This is a genomic window from Pseudomonas sp. KH_017 (assembly GCF_057840285.1).
The window spans coordinates 6,199,364-6,221,690 of sequence record NZ_CM174509.1 but is presented as its reverse complement, the minus strand read 5'-3'; the positions used below and the strand labels follow the sequence as shown (position 1 = coordinate 6,221,690).

Below are 22,327 nucleotides of genomic sequence, written 5' to 3'. Positions count from 1 at the left end.
TATGGCCTCAAAAAATAACAATCCACAGGAGCGTGGAACATGCGTTGGGCGACGTATTTCGCCGTTTTGGCATCTGTCCTGAGTGTCGGCCTGGCCCTGGGTGTCAGCATGCCGCTGGTGTCGTTTCGCCTGGAAAGCTGGGGCTACGGCTCGTTTGCTATTGGCGTGATGGCCGCGATGCCGGCCATCGGTGTCCTGCTGGGGGCGAAAATCTCCAGCCATCTGGCAGCGCGATTCGGCACGGCCAATCTGATGCGCCTGTGCCTGTGGGCCGGGGCGGTTTCGATCGGTTTGCTGGCGCTGTTGCCGAGCTATCCGATCTGGTTGGTGCTGCGGCTGATGATCGGGGTGATCCTGACCCTCGTATTCATCATCGGTGAAAGCTGGATCAATCAACTGGTGGTCGAGCAGTGGCGCGGGCGGTTGGTGGCACTGTATGGCAGCAGCTATGCATTGAGTCAGCTGGCAGGGCCGGTGTTGCTGGGGTTCCTCGGTACCGAGCACGACTATGGCTTTTGGGTGGGTGTCGGTTTGCTGATGGCTGCACCGTTCCTGTTGCTGGGCCGCAGTGGTGCGCCAAGCAGTGAAGCCAGCAGCGTGACCCTGCGTGATTTGCTTGAGTTCTGTCGTGGCCTGCCGGCGATTGCCTGGGCGGTGTCGCTGTTCGCCGCGTTCGAGGCGATGATTCTGACGCTGTTGCCGGTCTATTGCCTGCGTCAGGGCTTCACCACGGAGATCGCGCTGGCGATGGTCAGTACGGTGGTGGTCGGCGATGCGGTGCTGCAGTTGCCGATTGGTGCGTTGGCCGATCGCTTGTCACGGCGTGCGTTGTTCAGCGGCTGTGCGGTGGTCCTGCTGATGTCGAGCCTGGCAATCCCGCTGCTGATCGACACGCTGCTGATCTGGCCATTGTGGGTGCTGTTCGGCGCCAGCGCTGGCGGGTTGTTCACCTTGTCGTTGATCCTGATCGGCGAGCGTTATCGTGACGATGCGCTGGTGCGGGCTAACGCGCACATCGCCCAACTGTGGGGGATAGGTTGCCTGATCGGGCCGCTGCTGGCGGGGGCCGGCAGCCAGTGGATCAACGGCCATGCGTTACCGTTGCTGATGGCGGTGGGGGCCTTGGGTGTGTTGATTGTGGTGTCGCGGCAAGGGGCGTTTGGCGCGGCTGCAGAACCAGCCTGAAGAACTACAAAAAACTGTGGCGAGGGAGCAAGCTCCCTCGCCACAATGGATCATCGGCTGGCTACAACATCTTCTCCAGCCCAACCGTATTGCTCATCCACGCATTGAAGCGCCGCCACCAACTCCCTGGCTCCTTGGCCAGGGTGTGCATTTTTCCGTCGTCTTCGGTGGTCCAGACGATCTGACCGTTTTCCAACTCCACCTGATAACTCAGGGCCGGTGCCATACCCTGCAGCGCCAGTTCTCGGACCCGTGCAGCCAATTCCGGACTGTCCACCAGCACGCCGACTTCGGTGTTCCACAGCACCGAGCGCGGATCGAAATTGAACGAGCCGATAAAGGACTTCTGCTGGTCGAAGATCATCGCCTTGCTGTGCAGGCTGGAGTCAGAGCTGTGATAGGCGCTGCTGGAAAACAGATGCGGCCCGCTACCGCTGCCGCCTTCCTCGCCGGGTTGGCTACGCAATTCGTACAGCTTTACGCCGTGCTCCAGCAGCGCCCTGCGATAGGGCGCGTAACCACCGTGCACCGCCGGAACATCCGTGGCTTCCAGTGAATTGGTCAGCAAACTCACGGAAACGCCGGCATCGGCGCGCCCGGTCAGGTACACCAGCCCCGGCTGGCCGGGCACAAAGTAGGCCGAGATCATGATCAGCTCTTTGCTGACGTTATTGAGTTCAGGCGCGAGTTGCGTAGTCAGCAGCAACTGCGGATCGGGTTCGCCCTTGGCCAGTACCTTGCTCGGCGCATCCCACAATGCCTGGTTCCAGGCCCAGATCAGTTCGCGGCGCCAGATGTCCAGGCGTGGGTGGGTGGTGAAGGTCATCAAGTGTTTGTAGAGCGCGTGATTCTGCTTGCGTGTCTCCGCCAGGGACTCTTCCAGTCGGGTACGGGTGTTTTCCAGGTCCCGGAGTGTGGGTTTGCTCGACAGGAATTCGTCGATCGGCTTGCTCAGGGCGCTGTTCCAGTACTGGTCGAAACTGTGCCCGAGTTGCTCGGCGACCGGGCCGACACTGAGCATGTCGATATCGGTGAAATTCATGTTGGGCTTGGCATCGTAATACTCGTCCCCCAGATTACGCCCGCCGACGATGGCCATGCTGTTGTCCGCCAGCCACAACTTGTTGTGCATGCGTCGATGCTGTTGCGACAGGTTGAACAGCCGGCCCACGGTGCGTGTCACCCCCGTACTGCGGCCCAGGTTCAGCGGGTTGAACACGCGGATCTGGATGTTCGGATGCGCGGCGAGGGTGGCAATGACCTGGTCCAGGCCGTCGCTGGCGGTGTCGTCGAGCAGCACCCGCACCCGGACGCCCCGGTCGGCGGCTTTGAGTAACTCCTCAATCAACATGCGCGTGCTGATGCCGTCGTGCACGATGTAGTACTGCAAGTCGAGGCTGCTTTGGGCGTTACGGATCAGTTCGGCGCGGGCGGTGAAGGCCTCGGTGCTGTCCGATAGCAGGCGAAAACCCGATTGTCCGTTGTAGGGTGCGGCTTGCGCCAGGACCGAGCGACCGAATGCGGAGCCTGCAGCCGGCAGCGCCTGGCTCGGCACACGCTGAACGTCGAAGCTGGAGCAACCGCCCAGGAACGCGGCGAGTAGCAGAAGAGCAAGCGGGGGCTGTCTGACTCTCACGTAGGATCGTTCCGTTTGGCGGCGCAGATAGGCATATGGACGCAGATCCCCGAATAAAAGTCAGTCGCAGAGCTGATCGGTTTCCTCCAGCAGTTTGATCGCTGTCGCACCCACCTTGCGCACCGCGTCTTCGATCTGCGGTGTTGGCTTGGCAGCGTAGTTCATGCGCAGGCAATTGCGGTACTTGCCGGAGGCGGAAAAAATGCTGCCCACGGCAATCTGTACGCCTAGGTCGTGCAATGCACGATTCAGTTTCAGGGTGTCGAAACCTTCCGGAAGTTCGACCCACAGCATGAAGCTGCCTTGTGGGCGACTCGCGCGAGTGCCGGCCGGGAAATAGCGGGTCACCCAATCAATCATCACGTCGCGATTGCGTTGGTATTGCGTGCGCATCCGCCGCAAATGTGGTTCGAAGTGGCCACCCTTGAGAAATTCGGCGATGGCGATCTGCGGCTGTGGCGCGGTGGATCCGGTGCTGATGTATTTCATGTGCAGCACCCGTTCCAGATAGCGACCGGGCGCGACCCAGCCGATGCGCAGGCCCGGCGCCAGGGTCTTGGAAAACGAGCTGCACAACAGGACGCGACCGTCCTCGTCGAAGGACTTGATCGTGCGTGGGCGCGGATAGGTATAGGCCAGTTCGCCATACACATCGTCCTCGATGATCGCCACGTCATAGCGCTGGGCAAGCGTCAACAATGTGCGTTTGCGCGACTCCGGCATGATGTAGCCCAACGGGTTGTTGCAGTTGGGAGTCAGCTGTATGACCTTGATCGGCCACTGTTCCAGGGCCAGTTCCAGCGCTTCGAGACTGATGCCGGTCAGCGGGTCGGTGGGGATTTCCAGGGCTTTCATGCCCAGGCCCTTGAGGGTCTGCATCGCGCCGTGAAAGCTCGGCGAGTCTACCGCGACAATGTCGCCCGGCTCGCAGATTGCGCGAATGCTGGTGGACAGCGCCTCGTGGCAACCGGTGGTGACCACCAGTTCGCTGGCGCTCAACTGGCAGCCGGAATCGAGCATCAGGCGAGCGATCTGTTCGCGCAGTTCGAGGTTGCCGTGGATGTTGTCGTAATACAGACCGGGCATGTCCTGCCGCCGGCTGATTCGCGCCAGGTCACGCAGCAGCGGTTTCATCGTCGGGCTGGTGATGTCCGGCATGCCGCGGCCCAGTTGCACCACGTCTTTGCGCGGCACGGCGCGAATCAACTCCAGCACTTGATCCCATTGGGATATGTCCACCGGCCGTTGGGCCGGGCGGCCGACTGCCGGCAAGTCCGGCAATTCGCGGCTGGCGGGGACGAAGTATCCGGACTTGGGCCGTGGCATGGCCAGCCCGCTGTCTTCCAGCACCCGATAGGCCTGCTGCACCGTGCTCAGGCTGACGCCGTGCTCGACGCTCAGCGCCCGTACCGAAGGCAACCGGTCACCGGGGCGATAGAAGCCCTGTTCGATACGTGTGCCGAGTAATTCGGCGAGGTTGACGTAAAGGGTCATGGTGCAGCCTCGATAGGGGTGATTCGGTTAACCAGTACAGATCGGGCAAAAAATCGGGATTCAGTGGCGGAATCGGCAAAACTGTATGGAGTTAATACAGATGCTTTGAATCTGTAATGCTTTTGCGCGCCCACGCATCATGGAACCTCTGGCTACCCAAGTAAACAGGAGCATCCAAGATGAACGGTTTGAGCGATGTGCGGCTGACGTTACACAGTCAGGAACTGGTGACCGGGCAGAACAACGGCACTCGGGAGGCGGGCATGGGCAATGCGTCGTCCGGCCTGAGTCGCTGGGACCAGTTCTGGCGTCGCCTGCACACGCGCAAGGCCTTGCTGGCCCTGACGGCCGATCAGCTCAAGGATATCGGGCTGACGCGGGAACAGGCGCGAGAGGAGGGGCTGAAGCCTTTCTGGAGGATCTGAAATCCATGGTGATTTTTAGGCCCATTCGCGAGCAAGCCCGCTCCCACATTAGATCTTCAGCGAACACAGATTTTGTGTTCGACACGGATCAACTGTGGGAGCGGGCTTGCCCGCGAAGGCGTCAGAGCTGACACCGACAATCTTTCAGACCAACTCTTTAAGCCGATGCCACAACATCCCCAACGCCAGCAACGGTGAGCGCAAATGCTTGCCACCCGGGAAAGTGATGTGCGGCACCTTGGCGAACAAATCAAAACCACCACTGTGCTGCCCGCTAATCGCTTCGGCCAGCAGCTTGCCGGCGAGGTGCGTGGCATTCAGGCCATGACCGGAATAGGCCTGGGCGTAGTACACGTTCGGCTGGTCCTTGAGTCGCCCGATCTGCGGCAGGCGGTTGGCGCCGATGCCGATCATACCGCCCCATTGGTAATCGATCTTCACTGCGCTCAGCTGCGGGAAAACCTCGAGCATTTTCGGGCGCATGTACGCGGCGATGTCTTTCGGGTCACGGCCCGAGTAATGGCAGGCGCCGCCAAACAGCAGGCGCCGGTCCGCCGAGAGCCGGTAGTAGTCCAGCGCCACCCGCTGGTCACAGACCGCCATGTTCTGCGGTAGCAGGGCGTGAGCCAGTTCTTCGCTCAACGGTTCGGTGGCGATGATGTAGCTGCCGGCGGGCAGGACTTTGCCGCTGAGCTCCGGGTTGAGGTTATTGAGGTAGGCATTGCAACCCAGCACCAGGGTCTTGGCGCGCACCGAGCCCTCGGCGGTATGGACCTTGACCTCGGGGCCATAGTCGATGCGGGTCACGGCTGAGTGCTCGAACAGCTGGACCCCCAGTCGTTGTGCCGCTGCGGCTTCGCCCAAGGCCAGGTTCAGTGGATGCAGGTGCCCCGAGCCCATGTCGATCAGGCCACCGACGTAACGCGTGGAGCCGACCACGGTGTGCATCTCATTGGCTTGCAGCAAACGGGTCTCGTAGCGATAACCGAGGCTGCGCAGTTCTTCGGCATCCTCGGCGAAGCCTTCAAGGTCACGGGGCTTGTTGGCGAGGTCGCAGTAGCCCCAAGTCAGGTCGCAGGGGATCTGGAAGCGCTCGACCCGTTGACGGACGATTTCCACGGCTTCCAGGCCCATGAGTTTCATTTGCCGCACGCCTTCGACACCGATGACATTGGTGAACTGATCGAGGCCGTGGCCGACGCCGCGAATCAGCTGCCCGCCATTGCGTCCACTGGCGCCCCAGCCGATTCTATGGGCTTCAAGCAACACCACGCTGAGGCCGCGTTCGGCCAGCTCAAGCGCCGTGTTCAACCCCGAAAACCCGCCGCCCACCACACAGACATCGGCCAGCACTTCACCTTTGAGCACCGGAAGTTCGGGCTGCGGCAGGCTGCTGGCGGCGTAGTAGGACGCGGTGTGGTTCAGGGCAGGCTGTTGAGCACGGGCATTCATGTGCGTGTTCCTGATTCTTGCGTTTGGAAACTTGACGGAGCATAAGCCGGACCTTCCCGGACGGGCAACATTGGTCGGCTGGTGCTGTCTGGATCGGGGCTTTTGCGTCAGAATCGCGCTCTATTCCGCTATTGGTCACCGCTTCAATGAGCTGCAACAGCCAGACAATCCGCACATTGCGACAACAGATTCCCTCGTTCGAGTGCGTTCCCGGCTGCCATGACTGCTGCGGGCCGGTGACCACCTCGCCCGAAGAAATGTCGCGTCTGCCGCGCAAGACCCGCGCCGAGCAGGATGCCGCTATGGAAGAACTCAACTGTGTGCATCTGGGGCCGAATGGTTGCACGGTGTATGACGAGCGGCCGCTGATTTGCCGGTTGTTCGGCACCACCAAGACCTTGCCGTGCCCGAATGGTCGCGGGCCGGTGGAGCTGATTCATCCGCGGGTGGAGAAGCAGGTGTTCGAGTACATGGCTTCGAACCGACAGGTGTTGGTTTAAGAGAGACCGAGTCGCCTGCATTCGCGAGCAAGCCCGCTCCCACATTCGATCTTCAGTGAACACAGAGTTTGTGTTCGACACTGATCCACTGTGGGAGCGGGCTTGCTCGCGAAAGCGGCTGAACATGCACCGCGCATCTCAATCGGGAATCGGCAAAGTCAGGCTCTCCTTCACCTCTTCCATCACGATATAGCTCTTGGATTCCCGTACATGAGGCAGCTTGAGCAGGATGTCGCCCAGCAACTTGCGGTACGAAGCCATCTCGGAAATCCGTGCTTTCACCAGGTAGTCGAAATCCCCTGACACCAGGTGACACTCCAGCACATGGGGCAATTTCAGCACCGCACGTCGGAACTCTTCGAAAGTATCGCCGGATTTGTAGTCCAGGCTGATCTCGACGAACACCAGCAGACTACCCTTCAGGTGCTGCGGATTGAGCCGGGCGTTGTAGCCCATGATGATCCCTTCGCGCTCCAGACGCCGGACCCGCTCAGTACAGGGCGTGGTCGAGAGCCCGACCTTTTCCCCAAGCTCCGTAAAGGAAATCCGCCCGTCCGCTTGCAGGATCCGCAGGATGTTGCGGTCGATCTTGTCCAGCTCACGTTTGGTCTGAGTGTTGGTACGCATAGGGGATGCGCCTCCGTGAAAAGGGTTTTTGCCGAGAATTGTCGCCAAATATAGGCGCTTATATAGTGAAAAGCACTGGCGAATCTTTTTTACACTGCGCGCATCTAAAGCTCTGAATAACAAACGTCAGCGGTTAGCCGCGATGAGGGATATGAAAATGCGCGTCATGGTCTTGGGTAGCGGCGTCATCGGTACCACCAGTGCTTATTATCTGGCCCGTGCCGGGTTTGAAGTGGTGGTGGTCGACCGGCAGCCAGCTGCCGCCATGGAGACCAGTTTCGCCAACGCCGGGCAAGTCTCGCCGGGTTATGCCTCGCCGTGGGCCGCGCCGGGTGTGCCGCTCAAGGCCATCAAGTGGCTGTTGCAGCGCCACGCACCCCTCGCGATCAAGGCCACCGCCGACATCGACCAGTACCTGTGGATGGCACAGATGCTGCGCAACTGCACCGCCAGCCGTTACGCGGTGAACAAGGCGCGCATGGTCCGTCTGTCCGAGTACAGCCGTGACTGCCTCGATGAACTGCGTGCCGAAACCGGCATCGCCTATGAAGGCCGCAGCCTTGGTACGACCCAACTGTTCCGCACCCAGGCTCAGCTCGACGGCGCCGCGAAAGACATCGCCGTGCTGAAAGAGTCCGGCGTGCCGTTCGAGCTGCTCGACCGCGATGGCATTGCCCGCGTTGAGCCGGCACTGGCCAGCGTCACTGACATCCTCGCCGGTGCCTTGCGCCTGCCGAACGACCAGACTGGCGACTGCCAGATGTTCACCGCCAAGCTTGCCGAGATGGCCGCGAACCTTGGTGTGCAATTCCGTTTCGGCCAGGACATTCAGCGACTCGACTTTGCCGGTGACCGCATCAACGGCGTATGGATCGACGGCAAGCTGGAAACCGCCGACCGCTACGTGCTGGCCCTCGGCAGCTACTCGCCGCAACTGCTCAAGCCGCTGGGGATCAAGGCGCCGGTGTACCCGCTCAAGGGCTACTCCCTGACCGTGCCGATCACCAACTCGGCGATGGCTCCGACTTCGACCATTCTCGACGAGACCTACAAGGTCGCGATCACCCGTTTCGACAACCGCATCCGCGTTGGCGGCATGGCTGAAATCGCCGGTTTTGACCTGTCGCTGAACCCGCGTCGCCGGGAAACCCTGGAGATGATCGTCAACGACCTTTATCCTCAGGGCGGCGATCTGGCCCAGGCCGATTTCTGGACCGGTCTGCGTCCGACTACGCCGGATGGCACGCCGATCGTTGGCGCCACCCCGTTCAAGAACCTGTTCCTGAACACCGGTCACGGCACGCTCGGCTGGACCATGGCCTGCGGCTCCGGTCGCTTGCTGGCAGACCTGATGGCGAAGAAAAAGCCGCAGATCAGCGCCGAAGGCCTCGATATTTCCCGTTATGGCAGCAAAACCCAGGAGCCTGCAAAGCATGTCAGTCCAGCGCCAGCTCACCAATGAGCGCATGAGTCAGATCGTCACCCATAACGGCACGGTTTACCTTGCCGGACAGGTCGGCGATGACATGAACGCCGGGATTGAACAGCAGACCCGTGAAACCCTCGCCAACATCGAGCGGTTGCTCGATCTGGCCGGCACCGACAAGCACAATCTGTTGTCGGTGACGATTTACCTGAAAGACATCGACGCGCATTTCGAAGGCATGAACGAAGTGTGGGACCAGTGGCTGCCAAAAGGCGTCGCTCCGACCCGCGCCACAGTCGAATCGAAACTGTGCGAACCGGAAATCCTGGTCGAGCTGTCGGTTGTAGCCGCTCTACCATAAGCTTTCAGACAGATCCCTCTCCCGGTGCTGTTGGCGGTTCACGCCGTCAGCCAGCACCGGTTTTTCTTCCCGATAACCCGACCAGAAGTCTGCCGCCATGCGTCCTGCCCGTGCCCTGATCGACCTTCAAGCCCTGCGCAACAACTACCGAATCGCCCGTGAGCTCACGGGGGCCAAAGCCCTCGCGGTGATCAAGGCCGATGCCTATGGCCATGGCGCGGTGCGTTGCGCCCAGGCGCTGGAAGCCGAGGCGGACGGGTTTGCCGTGGCGTGTATCGAAGAGGCGTTGGAGCTGCGGGCGGCGGGCATTCGTGCGCCGATCCTGCTGCTGGAAGGTTTTTTCGAAGCCGATGAGCTGGCGCTGATCGTCGAGCATGATTTCTGGTGCGTGGTGCATTCACTGTGGCAACTCGAAGCCATCGAGAAAGCGGCGTTGAGCAAGCCGATCACCGTGTGGCTGAAGCTCGATTCGGGCATGCACCGCGTGGGGCTGCACCCGGCGGATTATCAGGCGGCCTATCAACGGCTGCTAGCCAGCGGCAAAGTCGCGAAAGTGGTGCTGATGAGCCACTTTGCGCGTGCCGACGAACTGCACGAGCAGGCCAGCGCCGATCAGGTGGCGGTATTTGAAGCGGCGCGCAAGGGCTTGTCCGCCGAGGTCAGCCTGCGCAACTCGCCGGCGGTGCTCGGTTGGCCGCAGATTCCGAGCGATTGGGTGCGCCCGGGCATCATGCTCTATGGCGCCACGCCCTTCGAAGAAGCCAACGAAGTGGCATCGCGGCTGCAACCGGTCATGACCCTGGAGTCGAAAGTGATCAGTGTGCGCGAATTGCCGGCTGGCGAGCCCATCGGTTACGGCGCCAAATTCATCACCCCCAAACCGATGCGCATTGGCGTCGTGGCCATGGGTTACGCCGACGGCTACCCGCGTCTGGCACCGACCGGCACGCCAGTGCTGGTTGCAGGGCAGCGCAGCCAGTTGATCGGCCGGGTGTCGATGGACATGCTCTGTATCGATCTGACCGATGTGCCGCAGGCCGGCCTCGGTTCGACCGTCGAATTGTGGGGCAAAAACATCCTCGCCAGTGATGTGGCCATGGCTGCCGGCACGATTCCTTACCAGATTTTCTGCAACCTGCGCCGAGTGCCACTGCTCTATTCCGGGGCTTAGTGAGCAGGGCTCCAGACCGGAAGTCGCCTCGCTGAGCAGGATTCAGGTCAAGGTGTTGTAAATACTGAACGCTGTCGCCATGATAACGCTCACTATTCCAACAATCCTGAATCCTGGAGGCGCAAGCTTTGGACGTCGGTGAACGACTGCAATCCATCCGTAGGCTCAAAGGCCTTTCCCAGCGTGAGCTCGCCAAACGGGCGGGGGTCACCAACAGCACGATTTCGATGATCGAAAAGAACAGCGTGAGCCCTTCGATCAGTTCGCTGCGCAAGGTGTTGGGCGGGATTCCCATGTCCATGGTCGAGTTCTTTTCCGAAGAAATCCTGCAGGAAAAACCGACCCAGATCGTCTACAAGGCCAACGAGCTGATCGATATTTCCGATGGCGCCGTGACCATGAAACTGGTCGGTCGGGCGCACCCGAGCCGGGCTATCGCATTCCTCAATGAAATCTATCCGCCAGGCGCCGACACCGGTGACGAGATGCTCACCCATGAGGGCGAGGAAACCGGCATCCTGGTCGAAGGAAAACTGGAACTGGTGGTCGGTCTCGAAACTTTTGTCCTCGAAGCCGGCGATAGCTACTACTTTGAAAGTACCAAGCCACACCGTTTCCGTAATCCGTTCGATGTGCCGGCGCGACTAATCAGCGCAGCCACACCGGCGAATTTCTAAGAAAAGAGGCGTCCTGCCAGCATCGTAGAGGCGCCCGGGCTGTTTTTCCGTCGCGGCCTAAGACCCCTCCGACTTTGGGGTTGTTTCAGTGCGACGGGCTTACCGCTATACTTGCGCCCGCCTGCGAACCGTGGCCGTAGGCGTGACTAGCCACCATTGAGGGTGAACGCGTGAACCTAATTATGAAAATGCTGGCTGCACCAGCAACCGTATTGGCCCTATGGGCTGTCAGTGTCAGCGCTCAGGCTGCGACCAACGACGAAATTGCCAAACGCCTTGAGCCAGTTGGCCAGGTTTGTGTTCAGGGTAAAGAGTGCAAGGGCATGGAAGTGGCAGCTTCGGCCGGCGGCGGTGGCGGTGCCAAGGCGCCTAAAGATGTTATTGCCAAGCATTGCAACGCTTGCCACGGCACCGGCCTGCTGGGCGCGCCGAAAATCGGCGACAAAGCGGCCTGGAAAGAACGCGCCGATCACCAGGGCGGCCTCGACGGCATCCTGGCCAAAGCCATTACCGGCGTCAACGCGATGCCGCCTAAAGGCACCTGCGCCGACTGCTCCGACGACGAGCTCAAGGGCGCCATCAAAGAGATGTCCGGTCTGTAACCAGCCCGCCTCTTTCGCAAAAAAGCCGCTTTCAAGCGGCTTTTTTGTACCTGTGATTCAGCAGACGCCGTAAACCCCTGTGGGAGCGAGCAAGCTCGCTCCCACAGGGCTGTTCATTGCAGCAAAGACCCGGCAAGCTCGGTCCAACCCCATACCATGGAATGCAAGGGAGGATCGAATGGTTCAGCTCTGCTCTATCGAACAGGCAGTCGATGACGTCTTGGCACGGTTACCGGCGCATATCCACATGGGCCTGCCTCTGGGGTTGGGCAAACCCAATCACTTCGTCAACGCGCTGTATCGGCGAATCGCACAGTCGCCCGAGCGACGGCTGACGATCTACACCGCGTTGTGTCTGGGGCGCCCGCCCTTGGGCGATGGTCTGCAAAAGCGATTTCTCGAACCCTTTATCGAACGGGTCTTCGGCGACTATCCGGAGCTGGAATTTCTCGCCGACCTGCGCCGCGACGTTCTACCGGGCAACATCCACATCCAGCAGTTCTTCATGCAGCCCGGCAGCCTGCTCAACAGTGCCACGGCGCAACAGGATTACGTCAGCAGCAATTACAGCCATGCGGCGCGGGACATCAATGCCGCCGGATTGAATCTGGTGGCGCAGCTGGTGGCCAGCCATGCCGAACATCCCGACCGCGTGAGCCTGAGCTGCAACCCGGACATCACCCTCGACCTGTTGCCGTTGATTGCCAGGCGCCGCGCCGCCGGAGAAACCATCCTGATGGTCGGCCAGGTGCACAACGATCTGCCTTACATGCCCGGCGATGCGGAACTTGGCATCGACACCTTTGACCTGTTGATCGATGAGAAGGACAACACCACGCTGTTTTCCACGCCGAACATGCCGGTGGGGTGTCAGGACCATTTCATCGGCCTGCACGCCAGCACCCTGGTGCGTGACGGCGGCACCTTGCAGATCGGCATCGGTTCCATGGGCGATGCGCTGACGGCGGCGCTGCTGGCGCGGCAAGCCGACAACGACGGATACAGGGCTTTGCTGGCAGACGTAAACCTCAGCCACTGGAAGCAACTGATCGAGCGCGAAGGCGGCATCGAAGCCTTCGCCAATGGCCTGTATGGCTGCAGTGAAATGTTCGTCAATGGCTTGCTGGTGCTGGCCGATGCCGGGATCGTGCGGCGCAAGGTTTATCCGGACGTGGCGACCCAACAGCAGGCGAATGCCGGCACCCTCGACGAGACTGCGCGAACCGATGGCATCTCGGTGCACGGCGGTTTCTTTCTCGGCCCGCGCAGCTACTACGAACGCTTGCGCGAATTGCCACCAAACAAGCGGCTTGCATTCAACATGACCCGCATCAGCTACATCAACGAGCTCTACGGCCAGGAAGAACTCAAGCGCTTGCAGCGCCTGGATGCGCGGTTCATCAACACCGCGTTCACCGTGACCTTGCTCGGTGCCGCAGTGGCGGATCAGCTCGAAGACGGACGTGTGCTCAGTGGCGTAGGTGGGCAGTACAACTTCGTGGTTCAGGGCCATGCGTTGCAAGGCGCGCGCTCGGTGTTGCTGTTGCGCAGCTGGCGCGAGTCCGGCGGCGACGTCAGCTCGAACATCGTCTGGGAGTATGGTCACTGCACGATTCCCCGGCACTTGCGGGACATCGTGGTCACCGAATACGGCATCGCCGATCTTCGCGGCAAAACCGATGCGGCAGTGATCGAGGCCTTGCTCAATATCAGCGACTCGCGTTTTCAGTCGGAATTGATCGAGCAGGCGCAGAAAGTCGGCAAACTGCCCAAGGACTTCTGTCTCGATCCGCGCTTTACCGATAACAGTCCGCAGCGTTTGCAGGCGATTCAGGCACGGCATCCGCAGCTGTTTCCGGAGTATCCGCTGGGCTGTGATTTCACCGAGGTCGAGCGTGATCTGTTGCGGGCACTGAACTGGCTCAAGAGCAAGTTCAAGCTGAGCGAGGTGCTGGAGCTGGGCAAGGCTGCGCTGGATGCGCCGGAGCCTGCGTTGTTCCAGGAGCATCTGCAGCGCATGCAACTGGCCAACCCGGAGGGGATGAAGGAGGACTTGTATCAGCGGTTGCTGCTCACAGGCCTCAAGGCCACTGCGCAATAACAGCCAACATAAATCAAATGTGGGAGCGGGCTTGCTCGCGAATGCGGTGTATCAGTCACAAACAAGTCGACTGACACACCGCTTTCGCGAGCAAGCCCGCTCCCACAGGGTGGATTGCGGTGTGGCGGCTTACTCGATGAAGGTTACGACGCCATCTTTCAGCGATTTCACGCGGGCTAGCGACTCTACGCGATAACCCTGCGAATCCAGCTCCGCACGCCCACCCTGGAACGACTTCTCGATCACGATACCCAGGCCCGCCACGGTGGCGCCGGCCTGCTTGATGATCGAAATCAGTGCCTGGGACGCCTTACCGTTGGCCAGGAAGTCATCGATGATCAGCACGCGGTCGCTGCTGGTCAGGTGGCGCGGGGAGATGGCCACGGTGCTTTCGGTCTGCTTGGTGAACGAGTACACGGTCGCCGACAGCAGGTTTTCGGTCAGGGTCAGGGACTGGTGCTTGCGGGCGAAAATCACCGGCACACCCAGGTTCAGGCCCGTCATGATCGCCGGGGCGATGCCCGAAGCTTCGATGGTGACGATTTTGGTGATGCCCGAATCCTTGAACAGCGTGGCGAATTCGTCGCCGATCAGCTTCATCAGGGCCGGGTCGATCTGGTGGTTCAGAAAGGCGTCGACTTTCAGGACCTGGTCGGAAAGCACGATGCCTTCTTCGCGAATTTTCTTGTGCAGGGCTTCCATGAAGCTGTCCTCTGTTGGCGCCTTGTGCGCCCTAAGGTTTTAAAAAAGTGGTCAATTCTAGCGCTTTAACATCGCGCGTATATCCGCCAATGCGTTGTTGCCTCGCACGGCCTTGACTTCGGTCGGTGTGTCGTCGTTGCCTTCCCAGGCCAGATCGTCCGGCGGCAACTCATCGAGGAAGCGGCTCGGCGCGCAGTCGATGATCTCGCCGTACTGCTTGCGCTTGGCGGCGAAGGTGAAGGCCAGGGTCTGGCGCGCGCGGGTAATGCCCACGTAGGCCAGGCGACGCTCTTCTTCGATGGTGTCGGCTTCGATGCTGGAACGGTGCGGGAGGATTTCCTCCTCCATGCCCATGATGAACACGTAGGGGAATTCCAGGCCCTTGGACGCATGCAAGGTCATCATCTGCACGCCTTCGGCGCCATCTTCTTCTTCCTGCTGGCGCTCAAGCATGTCGCGCAGGACGAGTTTGCCGATGGCGTCCTCGACGGTCATCTCGCCTTCTTCGTCTTTTTCCAGGGTGTTTTTCAGCGCCTCGATCAGGAACCAGACGTTACCCATGCGGTAATCGGCGGCCTTGTCGCTGGAGCTGTTGGTGCGCAGCCAGTTCTCGTAGTCGATGTCCATGACCATGCTGCGCAGGGCCGAGATCGGGTCTTCGCCGGCGCACTGCTCGCGCACCCTGTCCATGAAACGCTTGAAGCGCGACAGGCGATCGGTGAAGCGTGAGTCCAGATGCTCGCCCAAACCCAACTCGTCGGTGGCGGCGTACATCGAGATCTTGCGCTCGGTCGCATAGTTGCCCAGCTTCTCCAGCGTGGTCGAGCCGATCTCGCGGCGCGGCACGTTGATTACCCGCAGGAACGCGTTGTCGTCGTCCGGGTTCACGATCAGGCGGAAGTAGGCCATCAGGTCTTTTACTTCCTGACGCCCGAAAAAGCTGTTGCCGCCGGACAGGCGATACGGCACCTGGTGATGCTGCAACTTCAGTTCGATCAGCTTGGCCTGGTAGTTGCCGCGATACAGGATCGCGAAATCGCTGTACGGGCGGTCGGTGCGCAAGTGCAGGCTGAGGATTTCCATGGCCACGCGCTCGGCCTCGGCATCCTCGTTGCGGCAACGGATCACGCGGATCTCGTCGCCGTGGCCCATTTCACTCCACAGTTGCTTTTCGAATTCGTGGGGGTTGTTCGAGATCAGCACGTTGGCGCAACGCAGGATGCGGCTGGTGGAGCGGTAGTTCTGCTCCAGCATTACCACCTTCAAGGACGGGTAGTCGTCCTTGAGCAGCATCAGGTTTTCCGGGCGAGCGCCGCGCCAGGCGTAGATCGACTGGTCGTCGTCGCCTACCACGGTGAACTGGTTGCGCTTGCCAATGAGCATTTTCACCAGCAGGTATTGGCTGGCGTTGGTGTCCTGGTATTCGTCGACCAGCAGGTAGCGCACCTTGTTCTGCCACTTATCCAGGATGTCGGCGTGCTCTTCGAACAGCTTCACCGGCAGCAGGATCAGGTCGTCGAAGTCCACCGCGTTGAACGCCTTGAGCGTGCGCTGGTAGTGGGTGTAGACGATGGCGGCGGTCTGTTCCTTGGGGTTGCGCGCGTTTTCCAGGGCCTGGGCCGGCAGGATCAGGTCGTTTTTCCAGGCGCCGATCATGTTCTTGATCTCGTCGACGCCGTCGTCGCCCGAGTATTCCTTCTGCATGATGTCGGTCATCAGGGCCTTGACGTCGGTCTCGTCGAAGATCGAGAAGCCCGGCTTGTAGCCCAGCCGCACGTGCTCCTTGCGGATGATGTTCAGGCCCAGGTTGTGGAACGTGCAGACCGTCAGCCCGCGACCTTCACCGGCACGAAGCAGCGTGCCGACCCGTTCCTTCATTTCGCGGGCGGCCTTGTTGGTAAAGGTCATGGCGACGATGTACTGGGCGCGAATGCCGCAGTTCTGGATCAGGTGCGCGATTTTGCGCGTGATCACGCTGGTCTTGCCGGAGCCTGCACCGGCGAGCACCAAAAGAGGGCCGCCGACGTAGCTCACGGCTTCTTGCTGCCGGGGATTGAGTCGGGACATAGGTAAATTCAGGAGTCAGTCACAAAATGGGCCGGCATTTTAACAGGCTCAGCGAATTGTGCTGCTCTGTCCGACTTGTGACGTACCACGCTATCTGTAATCGCCGGTTTTGTTATTTTCACGCAGGATGCGCAACGAATTTGCGGCTAATGTTCGTAATTCCGGATACAAAGGGCTCGTTTTGCCAACTGATGTCATTGTCATTGATCATCGGAACGGCATAATGCCCGTCGCCTACATCTTTGCAGAGTCTAGGGAGCTAGCTTGTCTACGCCTGTCGAACCCTTGCGTTTGCTGCTACTGGCTGAAGAGCCAGCGTGGGCAGCGTTGTTGCGCGAGTGTCTGGTTCCTATGGGGAGCTCGGCCGTTCTCATCAGCGCGCCGAGTTGGGAGTCGGTCAGCAGCCTGTTCGATGACAACCGCAGCGCGGTGTTATTGACCATCCCGCAACTTCAACCGGCGCCGGGCCGTTGCAGCCTGCCGACGGTGTTGCTGCTCGACCATGAGCCGCTGACCCCGCCCGACGGTGTGAGTGACTGGCTGGTGCGCGACCTGCTCGATTCCGGCATGTTGCGCCGCTGCCTGCGCCATGTGCGCGAGCGGGGCGTCCTGGAAAACACTCTGCAACGCCTGGCCGAGCAAGATCCGCTCACCGGTATCGCCAACCGCCAGGGTTTCCAGACCCTGCTGACGGCGCGGCTGGCGGAAAACGACGGTCGTGGCCTGGCCCTCGGCCATCTCGACCTCGACAATTTCCGTTACGCCAACGATGCCCTCGGCCATCAGGCCGGTGACCGCCTGATCTTGCAAGTGGTGGCGCGGCTCAAGTGCCAGCTTGAGGTCGGCGATCAACTGGCGCGCCTGGGCAGTGATGAATTCGCTCTGCTGATCGACACCCGTCGCGCTCCCCAGCGTGCCGAGTGGATGGCCGAGCGCATCAGCGAAGCGCTGGCCGAACCTTATTGGGTCGATGGCGAAAGCCTGCTGATCGGTTCCAGCCTGGGTATCGCCTACGCCCGGGCCCAGACCGATGCGGATCCGCTGATGTGGCATGCGCACATCGCCATGCAGCAAGCCAAAAGCACCCAGGGCTGCACCTTTCACATTTTCAACGAACGCATCAATCGCAATGCCCGCAGCATCGCCGACCTCGAAACCGAGCTGCGCCGGGCACTGCGTCGCGATGAACTGGAATTGCACTACCAGCCACGCCTGAACCTCGAAGACGGGCAGATCGTCGGCCTCGAAGCGTTGGTGCGCTGGCGGCATGCCGAGCGCGGCTTGCTGCCGCCGAGCGAATTCGTACCGCTGGCTGAGCAAAGCGGCCTGATCGTGCCGCTGGGCTATTGGGTGATTTCCCGGGCCTTGCGCGACATGCAGGCGCTGCTTGAACTGGGTTTGCCGCCGTTGCACATGGCGATCAACCTGTCGTTCCGGCAGTTCCAGGACAGCCAGTTGCTGTCGACCCTGAGTCGCCTGATTGCCGAGCGCGGTGTCGAGGCGCAGTGGCTGGAATTCGAGCTGACCGAAACCGCCGTGATGCGCCGCAGCGACCTGGTCAAGCAGACCATGGACGCCCTCGGGCGCCTCGGTGTGCGCTTCTCCCTCGACGACTTCGGCACCGGGTTCTCGTCGTTCGTGCACCTCAACAGCCTGCCGATCACCTTGCTGAAGATCGACAAGAGCTTTGTCGGCGGCATGGAACAGCGTGAGGAAAACCGCAAACTGGTCCACGCGATGATCAACCTGGCGCACAACCTCAACCTTGAGGTGGTCGCAGAAGGCGTGGAAACGCCGGAGCAACTGGATCTGCTGCGTGGGTTTGAATGCGATCAGGTGCAGGGATATTTGATCAGCATGCCATTGCCGCTGGCCGAGCTGGTGGAGTATCTGACGTTTGGCTCCAGTCAGCAGCCGATGTTGGAAGTCGTGAGCTGATCGCGACTTTTCAGTTGATCCAAAACCTGTGGGAGCGAGCTTGCTCGCGATGAGGCCAGTTCAGTCAGCATTGATGTCGACTGATACTCCGCTATCGCGAGCAAGCTCGCTCCCACAGGGGATTTCAGTCGGGCTGAGCGACAGTGAAACCGTCCCGCGCCACCGGCTCGCGCTTGATCATCCGCTTCATCTTCCACTCAAACCCCAGGGTCAGGCTCACCGCCGCACACGCCAGCCCCAGCGCCAGACCCCACCAGACACCCGTTGGCCCCCAGTCCAGGTGGAACGCCATCCACCACGCCGCCGGTGCGCCAATCAGCCAATAGCAACCCAGGCCGACGAGGAAAGTGGTCTTGGCATCCTTGAGTCCGCGAATGCAGCCCATGGCAATGGTTTGCACGCCGTCGAACAGCTCGAACCATGCAGCCACCGCCAGCAGGCTCACGGCAAGGTTGATGACATCGCGAAACGCCGGGTCGTTGTGGTCGAGAAACAGGCCGACCAACTGGTTTGGCAATAGCCAGAAGACCATGGCGAAACACAGCATCGCCGCCGCCCCGAACGCAATACCGACCCGCCCGGCCAGCCGTGCATCCAGCAATTGCCCGGCGCCGTAGTGCTGGCCGATGCGCATGGTGATCGCGTAGGAAATACCCGCCGGAACCATGAACGCCACCGAAACGATTTGCAGGGCGATCTGGTGTGCGCCCAGTTGCGTACTGCCCATGGTGCCCATGCACAGCGCGGCGAAGGCAAACAGCCCGACTTCCACCGCGTAGGTACCGCCAATCGGCAGTCCCAGGCGCCACAGTTCCTTCAGGTACCGGCGGTTCAGCCGCGACAGGCCCTGGCGCAGCGGATAGGCCTCATAAGCCGGATGCCGACGAATGTGCCACGCCAGCGCAAGTGCCATCAGGTTGGCGACAATCGCCGTGACCAGCCCGATGCCCGTCAGCCCCAGTTTCGGCAGGCCGAACATCCCGGTAATCAGCGCATAGTTGAGCAGGAAGTTGGCAACCGTACCGCCAACGCTGATGACCATCACTGGCGTCGCACGGCCAATGGCGCTGGTGAACCCGCGCAGGGCCATGAAGCTCAGGTAGCCGGGCAGGGCGAACGGCAGGAAGATCAAAAACTGCCCGGCTGCGTGGACGTTGCTTTCGGTCTGGCCGAACAGCAGCAGCACCGGTTTGAGGTTCCACAGCAGCAAACCGGCGACCAGCGCCATCAGCCATGCCAGCCACAACCCGGCCTGGGTCAGCCGGGTAGCTCCGACGATATCGCCGGCACCCTGACGGATCGCCACCAGAGTGCCGACCGCTGCGATCACGCCGATGCAGAAAATCGACACGAACGAATAGGTCGCCGCACCGAGCCCGCCACCGGCCAACGCCTCGGGACTCAGGCGCGCCATCATCAGGGTGTCGGTGAGGACCATCAGCATGTGCGCCAACTGCGAGGCAATCAGCGGCCCCGCCAGCCGCAGGATGGCCCAGAGTTCAGTTCGTGCTGGATGCTGCATGGTCATCACGCTCGATTATCAAAAGGAACAGGAAAGCACCGATTCTCGGCGCTCTGCGCGGTTTTCACAAAGGGATAAAAAGGATGGATGGCATGATTCAAACTCATGCTGGAGAGTTTCTGCTAGTGTGGGCGAAACCCGCAGTAGGAGCTTTCCCAATGTCCCGTCGTCTTCCTCCCTTGTATGCCCTGCGCGCATTCGAAGCGGCGGCGCGGCACAGCTCGTTTACCCGCGCAGCCGAAGAACTGTCGATTACCCAAAGTGCGGTCAGCCGACATATTCGTACGCTCGAAGAGCATTTTGCCTGCCGCTTGTTTCACCGCAGTGGCCGTAACCTGCAACTGACCGAGTCGGCCCGTTTGCTGTTGCCGGGCATTCGCGAAGGCTTCACTGCCCTGGAGCGCGCCTGCAATACCTTGCGCGCCGAAGACGACATCCTGCGTATGAAAGCTCCGTCGACCCTGACCATGCGCTGGTTGCTGGCGCGCCTCAGTCGCTTCCGTCATCTGCAGCCGGGCAACGAAGTGCAATTGACCAGTGCGTGGATGGACATCGATTCGGTGGACTTCAACGACGAGCCGTTTGACTGTGCGGTGTTGCTGGGCAATGGACATTTCCCCCCGGACTGGGAGGCGAGTTACCTGTTCCCCGAGGAATTGATCCCGGTCGGCGCGCCCAACCTGCGGGGCGACCAGCCTTGGGATGTCGAGCGCCTGGCCAACACCGAGTTGCTGCACCCGACGCCGGACCGCCGCGACTGGCGCAACTGGCTGGAGCGCATGGGGCTGGCCGATCAGGTGTCACTCAAGGGCGGACAGGTGTTCGATACCCTGGAACTGGGCATGATCGCCGCCGCGCGGGGTTATGGCGTGTCGATGGGCGATCTGTTGATGGTGGCGGAGGATGTGGCCCAGGGACGCCTGAGTTTGCCGTGGCCGACCGCCGTCGCCAGTGGCGAGTGTTATTACCTGGTATGGCCGAAAACCCGGCCCGGCGGTGAGCGTTTGCGTCGCCTCAGCGATTTCCTGCAAGGCGAGGTCCGGGCCATGGAGTTACCGGATGTCGAACGCCTGGGCTGAATCGATGGCATCGACTCAATTTCCGTTTGTCCCCCCCATCTACGGATCAATTGTCTTTCTTGGCATTTCTCGACTTTTATGCTTGCTGAAACGTTTCATCAAGTCTATAAAAATGGCACAACTCCAAGAAAGGCTATTGCCATGACCCCACTCAAACTCTTCGTTGCCCTCAGCGCACTGTCCGCTGCCTCCCAAGCCCTAGCCTGGGATTACGTCCTGCTCGACACCGACAAAGCCGCCCAGAACTGGCAAATCACCAGCCAGCAACTCGGCGTAAAAATCGACAAACCTTTCAGCGTGACCCTGCGCACCTTGCACGGCGGTCGGCAGGAAGGCGTCAGCATCGTCGACATCGATAACGGCACGATGAAACTTTCGGTAGTTCCAACTCGCGGCATGAACGTCCTGCAGGCCTCGGTCGGTAACGTGCGCATGGGTTGGGATTCGCCAGTCAAGGAAGTGGTCAATCCGTCCTTCATCGAGCTCAACGGCCGTGGTGGCCTGGGCTGGCTGGAAGGCTTCAATGAACTGGTCACCCGCTGCGGCTACGAATGGGTCGGCCACCCCGGCATCGACAACGGCGAACTGCTGACTCTGCACGGTCGCGCTGCCAATATCCCGGCCAACAAAGTCACCCTGCACATCGATGAAAAACCGCCGTACGCCATCAGCCTGCGCGGCGAGCTGAAAGAGCAGGCTTTCAAGAAAGTCGACTTCTCGGTCGCGACCGAACTGGTCACCGAGCCCGGCAGCGTAGCGTTCGCCCTCAACGACACCCTGACCAACAACGGCGACTATCCGAAGGAATACCAGGCGTTGTATCACAGCAACTTCAGCACCCCATTCCTGGAGCAGGGCGCCCGATTCGCCGCGCCGGTGAAACAGGTGTCGCCGTTCAACGATAAAGCCAAAAGCGATTTGCCGGACTGGCAAACCTACCGCGCACCGACCAAGGACTACGACGAAACGGTTTACAACGTAGTGCCGTACGCCGATGCCAAGGGCGATACATTGACCGTCCTGCATAACAAGGCCGGCAGCCTGGGCGTCTCGGTCGGTTTCAACACTCAAACACTGCCCGTGTTCTCCCTGTGGAAAAACACCGATACCCAAGGGCAGGGCTATGTCACGGGGCTGGAGCCAGGCACGAGTTTTTCCTACAACCGCCGGTATCAGCGGCCACTGAACCTGGTGCCAATGATTGGGCCGAAGGAGCAGAAGCAGTTCCGCATCAGCTACGGCTTGCTGGCGGATAAGACCGCTGTGGATAAGGCGTTGAAGCAGGTGAGCGAGATTCAAGGTGGGCGGGAGACTGAGGTGCGGCAGACGCCGTTGGTTGACCTTACCAAGGGTTGATTTTCG

General features: G+C 60.7%; 19 protein-coding genes. 12 read left to right on the top strand and 7 right to left on the bottom strand.

Annotation, left to right across the window (positions count from 1 at the left end):
* Positions 1-39: 39 nt before the first annotated feature.
* Positions 40-1,185 (top strand): MFS transporter, encoded by a 1,146-nt coding sequence (locus tag AC3IT6_RS28430; RefSeq protein ID WP_489353824.1) that lies wholly within the window; start codon positions 40-42, stop codon positions 1,183-1,185.
* 61 nt (positions 1,186-1,246) lie between these two features.
* Here AC3IT6_RS28430 and AC3IT6_RS28425 read toward each other — a convergent pair whose 3' ends face one another.
* Complete coding sequence (locus AC3IT6_RS28425) at positions 1,247-2,821, bottom strand: phospholipase D family protein (RefSeq protein WP_489353823.1); 1,575 nt, start codon at positions 2,819-2,821, stop codon at positions 1,247-1,249.
* Positions 2,822-2,881: 60 nt separating this feature from the next.
* On the bottom strand, positions 2,882-4,315 hold the full coding sequence (locus tag AC3IT6_RS28420) for an aminotransferase-like domain-containing protein (RefSeq protein WP_489353822.1): 1,434 nt from the start codon (positions 4,313-4,315) through the stop codon (positions 2,882-2,884).
* Positions 4,316-4,494: 179 nt separating this feature from the next.
* Here AC3IT6_RS28420 and AC3IT6_RS28415 point away from each other — a divergent pair, with 179 nt between their 5' ends.
* Positions 4,495-4,740, top strand: coding sequence for a DUF1127 domain-containing protein (locus AC3IT6_RS28415; RefSeq protein WP_489353821.1), 246 nt, complete (start codon positions 4,495-4,497; stop codon positions 4,738-4,740).
* 144 nt (positions 4,741-4,884) lie between these two features.
* Here the strand turns inward: AC3IT6_RS28415 and AC3IT6_RS28410 are convergent, their stop codons facing one another.
* A complete protein-coding gene (locus tag AC3IT6_RS28410) occupies positions 4,885-6,192 on the bottom strand; it encodes an NAD(P)/FAD-dependent oxidoreductase (RefSeq protein ID WP_489353820.1) in 1,308 nt (435 codons plus the stop codon).
* Positions 6,193-6,338: 146 nt separating this feature from the next.
* On the opposite strand from AC3IT6_RS28410, the gene AC3IT6_RS28405 reads away from it, so the two are divergent.
* Positions 6,339-6,692 (top strand): YkgJ family cysteine cluster protein, encoded by a 354-nt coding sequence (locus AC3IT6_RS28405; RefSeq protein ID WP_057398678.1) that lies wholly within the window; start codon positions 6,339-6,341, stop codon positions 6,690-6,692.
* 138 nt (positions 6,693-6,830) lie between these two features.
* Here the strand turns inward: AC3IT6_RS28405 and AC3IT6_RS28400 are convergent, their stop codons facing one another.
* Positions 6,831-7,319, bottom strand: coding sequence for an Lrp/AsnC ligand binding domain-containing protein (locus tag AC3IT6_RS28400; RefSeq protein WP_007975155.1), 489 nt, complete (start codon positions 7,317-7,319; stop codon positions 6,831-6,833).
* Between the two features lie 157 nt (positions 7,320-7,476).
* On the opposite strand from AC3IT6_RS28400, the gene dadA reads away from it, so the two are divergent.
* The 6 genes from dadA (at position 7,477) to AC3IT6_RS28370 (ending at position 13,657) form a co-directional block, all read left to right on the top strand.
* Positions 7,477-8,781: a D-amino acid dehydrogenase gene (gene dadA / locus AC3IT6_RS28395; protein ID WP_489353819.1), complete on the top strand. Its 1,305-nt coding sequence runs from the start codon at positions 7,477-7,479 to the stop codon at positions 8,779-8,781.
* Positions 8,753-9,106: a RidA family protein gene (locus AC3IT6_RS28390; protein WP_489353818.1), complete on the top strand. Its 354-nt coding sequence runs from the start codon at positions 8,753-8,755 to the stop codon at positions 9,104-9,106. The genes dadA and AC3IT6_RS28390 overlap by 29 nt, the downstream gene beginning before the upstream one ends.
* Positions 9,107-9,203: 97 nt before the next feature.
* A complete protein-coding gene (gene alr / locus AC3IT6_RS28385; RefSeq protein ID WP_489353817.1) occupies positions 9,204-10,277 on the top strand; it encodes an alanine racemase in 1,074 nt (357 codons plus the stop codon).
* Between the two features lie 128 nt (positions 10,278-10,405).
* The gene (locus tag AC3IT6_RS28380) at positions 10,406-10,954 is read left to right on the top strand and encodes a cupin domain-containing protein (RefSeq protein ID WP_008023455.1); all 549 of its coding nucleotides are present in this window, start codon (positions 10,406-10,408) and stop codon (positions 10,952-10,954) included.
* Between the two features lie 182 nt (positions 10,955-11,136).
* The gene (locus AC3IT6_RS28375; protein ID WP_150725225.1) at positions 11,137-11,556 is read left to right on the top strand and encodes a c-type cytochrome; all 420 of its coding nucleotides are present in this window, start codon (positions 11,137-11,139) and stop codon (positions 11,554-11,556) included.
* Positions 11,557-11,734: 178 nt separating this feature from the next.
* Positions 11,735-13,657 (top strand): acetyl-CoA hydrolase/transferase C-terminal domain-containing protein, encoded by a 1,923-nt coding sequence (locus tag AC3IT6_RS28370; RefSeq protein WP_489353816.1) that lies wholly within the window; start codon positions 11,735-11,737, stop codon positions 13,655-13,657.
* A gap of 129 nt (positions 13,658-13,786) precedes the next feature.
* Here AC3IT6_RS28370 and AC3IT6_RS28365 read toward each other — a convergent pair whose 3' ends face one another.
* Both AC3IT6_RS28365 and rep read right to left on the bottom strand, forming a co-directional pair.
* Positions 13,787-14,359: a xanthine phosphoribosyltransferase gene (locus AC3IT6_RS28365; RefSeq protein WP_217829247.1), complete on the bottom strand. Its 573-nt coding sequence runs from the start codon at positions 14,357-14,359 to the stop codon at positions 13,787-13,789.
* Positions 14,360-14,416: 57 nt separating this feature from the next.
* On the bottom strand, positions 14,417-16,426 hold the full coding sequence (gene rep / locus AC3IT6_RS28360; RefSeq protein ID WP_489353815.1) for a DNA helicase Rep: 2,010 nt from the start codon (positions 16,424-16,426) through the stop codon (positions 14,417-14,419).
* A 264-nt stretch (positions 16,427-16,690) separates the two neighbouring features.
* Between rep and AC3IT6_RS28355 the strand changes: the two genes are divergently transcribed.
* Entirely contained in the window at positions 16,691-18,364 is a 1,674-nt protein-coding gene (locus tag AC3IT6_RS28355) for a putative bifunctional diguanylate cyclase/phosphodiesterase (protein WP_223443824.1), read from the top strand.
* Positions 18,365-18,488: 124 nt separating this feature from the next.
* Here the strand turns inward: AC3IT6_RS28355 and AC3IT6_RS28350 are convergent, their stop codons facing one another.
* Positions 18,489-19,886 carry a NorM family multidrug efflux MATE transporter gene (locus tag AC3IT6_RS28350; protein ID WP_489353814.1) on the bottom strand — a complete coding sequence of 466 codons (1,398 nt, stop codon included), beginning with the start codon at positions 19,884-19,886 and terminating at the stop codon, positions 18,489-18,491.
* 158 nt (positions 19,887-20,044) lie between these two features.
* On the opposite strand from AC3IT6_RS28350, the gene AC3IT6_RS28345 reads away from it, so the two are divergent.
* Complete coding sequence (locus tag AC3IT6_RS28345; RefSeq protein WP_489353813.1) at positions 20,045-20,965, top strand: LysR substrate-binding domain-containing protein; 921 nt, start codon at positions 20,045-20,047, stop codon at positions 20,963-20,965.
* A gap of 141 nt (positions 20,966-21,106) precedes the next feature.
* Entirely contained in the window at positions 21,107-22,321 is a 1,215-nt protein-coding gene (locus tag AC3IT6_RS28340) for an aldose 1-epimerase family protein (protein WP_489353812.1), read from the top strand.
* Positions 22,322-22,327: the final 6 nt, after the last annotated feature.